Source organism: Pseudomonas sp., assembly GCF_026224925.1.
In the GTDB taxonomy this organism is placed as follows: domain Bacteria; phylum Pseudomonadota; class Gammaproteobacteria; order Pseudomonadales; family Pseudomonadaceae; genus Aquipseudomonas.
Genome location: NZ_JAMFRV010000691.1, coordinates 1 through 3302, shown reverse-complemented (window position 1 = coordinate 3302; position 3302 = coordinate 1). Strand labels below are relative to the sequence as shown.

The window sequence follows — 3302 nt, the reverse complement described above, 5'->3', positions numbered from 1 at the left end:
GCACCCTTGGCGCAGCGGTGATTTATATTGCTTCCACCAACGTGATCGCCGGTATCGTCTCCAATCCCGAGTTAGTCGCCTCGACTGCGCCGTTTGGTCTGGTGTTCGCCAAAATGTTTAATCCCATGGTCGGCAGCGTAGTCATGGCACTGATGATATTAGCGTGCATCGGTTCATTACTGGGTTGGCAATTCACCATTGCACAAGTGTTCAAGAGCTCCGCTGACACCGGATATTTCTTGCCCATATTTGCTAAAGCGAATAAAGCCGGCACGCCCATCGTGGGTATGTTAATTCTATTAGCGGGGCAGACGGCGCTGGGTTTACTAACCATCAGCCCCGACCTGTCTACACAATTCGATATTCTGGTAAACCTTGCCGTCGTGACCAATTTGGTCCCTTACATTTTGTGCATGGCCACACTGATGACGCTGCAGAAAATCTCGAACGTAGCGCCAAAACAAGCGTTGATTACTAATGTTGTCGCCTTTGTCGCCGCAGCGTATAGCTATTTGGCGTTGTACAGTTCGGGGGCTCAGGCATTAATGCTCGGCGGTGTCGCAACCATCGCCGGCTATACGTTATTTGGTTGCGTGAATACCCGACTTATACGACTGGAAACTCAAGGCCTCGTCAGCGTGCCGGTACAAACTGTGAGCGCGCAGCATGAAACAGCGGTTGCGAAACTAAAATCCCCCACTTTGTCGTCCCTGGAGACACAGTCATGAGTGAATCCATACGCTCCCTCGGCATGCTCGCTCTATTGGTCAGCAATGCCCCTGACAAACGCACTGTGTTCGGCCGGGCGTTGAACCAGTTGGTGACCGACATTGAAGAGCGATCCATCAGCGTGCTGTTTTCGGAATCCATGAGCGATGCGACGTCGATTCTGCGTTCCGATCCAGCGGTCCAATGCGTGCTGTTGAGCTGGGACATGGATAAGAGCGAGGGCCATGCGGCGTGTATCGACTTGCTCAAGGCCCTGCGTGATCGCAACACGCGGGTGCCGGTGTTTTTAATCAGTGATCGCGCTGCTGTATCGACCATTCCGTTGATTGTCATGCAGCACGCCGACGATTTTATCTGGCTGCCTGAAGACACCAGCGCCTTCATCAGTGGGCGCATCCTGGCGGCGATTGAACGCTATCGCCAAGCGGTGCTGCCGCCCATGTTTGGCGCCTTGGTGAAGTTTGCAGGCACCTATGAATACTCGTGGCACACACCGGGGCATGCGGGCGGCACCGCTTTCCTAAAAAGCACTGCAGGCCGAGCGTTTTATGAGTTCTTCGGCGAAAACCTGCTGCGCTCGGATTTGTCGATTTCCGTCGGTGAATTGGGCTCTTTACTGGACCACAGCGGCCCCATTGGCCAAGGCGAGCGTTACGCTGCCAAGGTCTTCGGCGCGCACCGCACTTACTACGTGACCAACGGCTCTTCGACCTCCAACCGTGTGATTCTGATGGCCAGTGTCACGCGCAATCAGATCGCCCTGTGCGACCGTAATTGCCATAAATCTGTCGAGCATGCGATGACCCTGTCGGGGGCGATTCCGACCTATCTAGTGCCGACCCGTAATCGCTTTGGCATCATCGGCCCGATATTGCCGCAGACGTTAAGCGCTGAAAGCGTGAAACAGGCCATCGAAAATAATCCCCTGGTCAAACAAGGCATCGATAAAACGCCGATTCATGCCATCGTCACCAACTCGACCTACGACGGCCTTTGCTACAACGTTACACGCGTAGAGGAGCTGCTCGGCGCCAGCGTTGATCGCCTGCATTTCGACGAAGCCTGGTATGGCTATGCACGCTTCAACCCGATCTACCGCGAACGCTTCGCCATGCACGGCGACCCCAAGGATTACGATCCGTCGCGGCCCACCGTTTTCTCGACGCAGTCTACCCACAAGTTGCTGGCTGCCCTGTCGCAAGCGTCAATGATCCATGTGCGCAATGGTCGCAAAGCCATACCCCACGGGCGATTCAACGAGTCGTTCATGATGCACGCCTCGACGTCACCCAACTACGCAATCATGGCCTCGTGCGATGTCAGCTCGGCAATGATGGAAGCCCCTAGCGGCCAGATTCTGACCAACGAATCCATCGAGGAAGCCGTTGCCTTCAGGCAGGTTATTTCGCGGATGCACAGCGAAATGTCCACCGACAACGAGTGGTTCTTCACCTGCTGGCAGCCGCCTACGGTAAAAGTCGGCGCAGGGCACGTGCCGTTCCATGAAGTAGACCCTGGGTTCCTCAAGACAGAACCCTATTGCTGGGTTCTCCACCCCAATGAGATCTGGCACGGCTTCGGCGATATCGAAGACGGCTACTGCATGTTGGACCCGATCAAGGTCTCAGTGCTCAGCCCTGGTATGGGTGACGACGGGCAACTGCTGGATTTTGGCATCCCCGCCTGCGTCTTGAGTGCTTACCTGGATCGACTGGGCATCGTGGTGGAGAAAACCACCGATTTCACCATTCTGTTTCTGTTTTCCATCGGCATCACCAAAGGCAAATGGGGCACGCTGGTCAATACATTGCTGGACTTCAAGCGCGACTTTGACGCCAACCTGGAATTGGAGCTGTGTTTGCCCGATCTGGTACAAAGCCATCAGCAGCGCTATGCAGGCATGGGCCTCAAAGACCTGGCCGAACAGATATTCACTGCCATGAAGGACCATAAAACCACCGCGACCATGGCCAAGGCCTTTGGCATATTGCCTGAGGCGCAGCTCACCCCGGTCGAGGCGTATGAAAAGCTGGTGAAAGATGAAGCCGAACTGGTCACCCTCGACGAAGCGGCTGGCCGTTTGGTCGCCACCGGCATCGTGCCCTACCCACCTGGCATCCCCCTGCTGATGCCAGGGGAAAACATCGGCGCGGCCGATGGGCCTTTTCTGGCTTACCTGAAAGCCCTGGAAAGTTTCGACCTGTCGTTTCCGGGCTTTACCCATGACACCCATGGCATTGAGGCAGAGGGCGGGGTCTATCGTCTGCGGTGTCTGAAATAACGCATCTTGGGCCTATGGACGACTCTTGGACGCTCGCCGCCCAAGGGTCAACCCGCGGTTAGCCCTGGGCGGTCACCAGGCCCGGCTCATCCTTTACGTCAAACAACCCTGCAAAAACAGATGCATCGACGTTCACTCATCCCAGCCGTTGGGCGTCTCAGCAACACTTCCAGGCGCGCACCCGCTCATCAACATCCGACACAACGCGCTGATCATCAAAACTGACGTTTGTGGGACTTAAGCGCTTTTACGATGGCATTTGCAGTAACCTCATCGTCCTCTATAACCAATG

Annotated in this window: 2 protein-coding genes; both read left to right on the top strand. The window is 55.6% G+C overall.

Annotated elements, in window-relative coordinates:
- Window positions 1-728 (top strand): amino acid permease (locus M0974_RS28900; protein ID WP_297845135.1); only part of this gene is annotated, 728 nt, incomplete at its 5' end.
- Window positions 725-3010: an Orn/Lys/Arg decarboxylase N-terminal domain-containing protein gene (locus M0974_RS28895; RefSeq protein WP_297845133.1), complete on the top strand. Its 2286-nt coding sequence runs from the start codon at window positions 725-727 to the stop codon at window positions 3008-3010. The genes M0974_RS28900 and M0974_RS28895, both read left to right, overlap by 4 nt.
- Window positions 3011-3302: the final 292 nt, after the last annotated feature.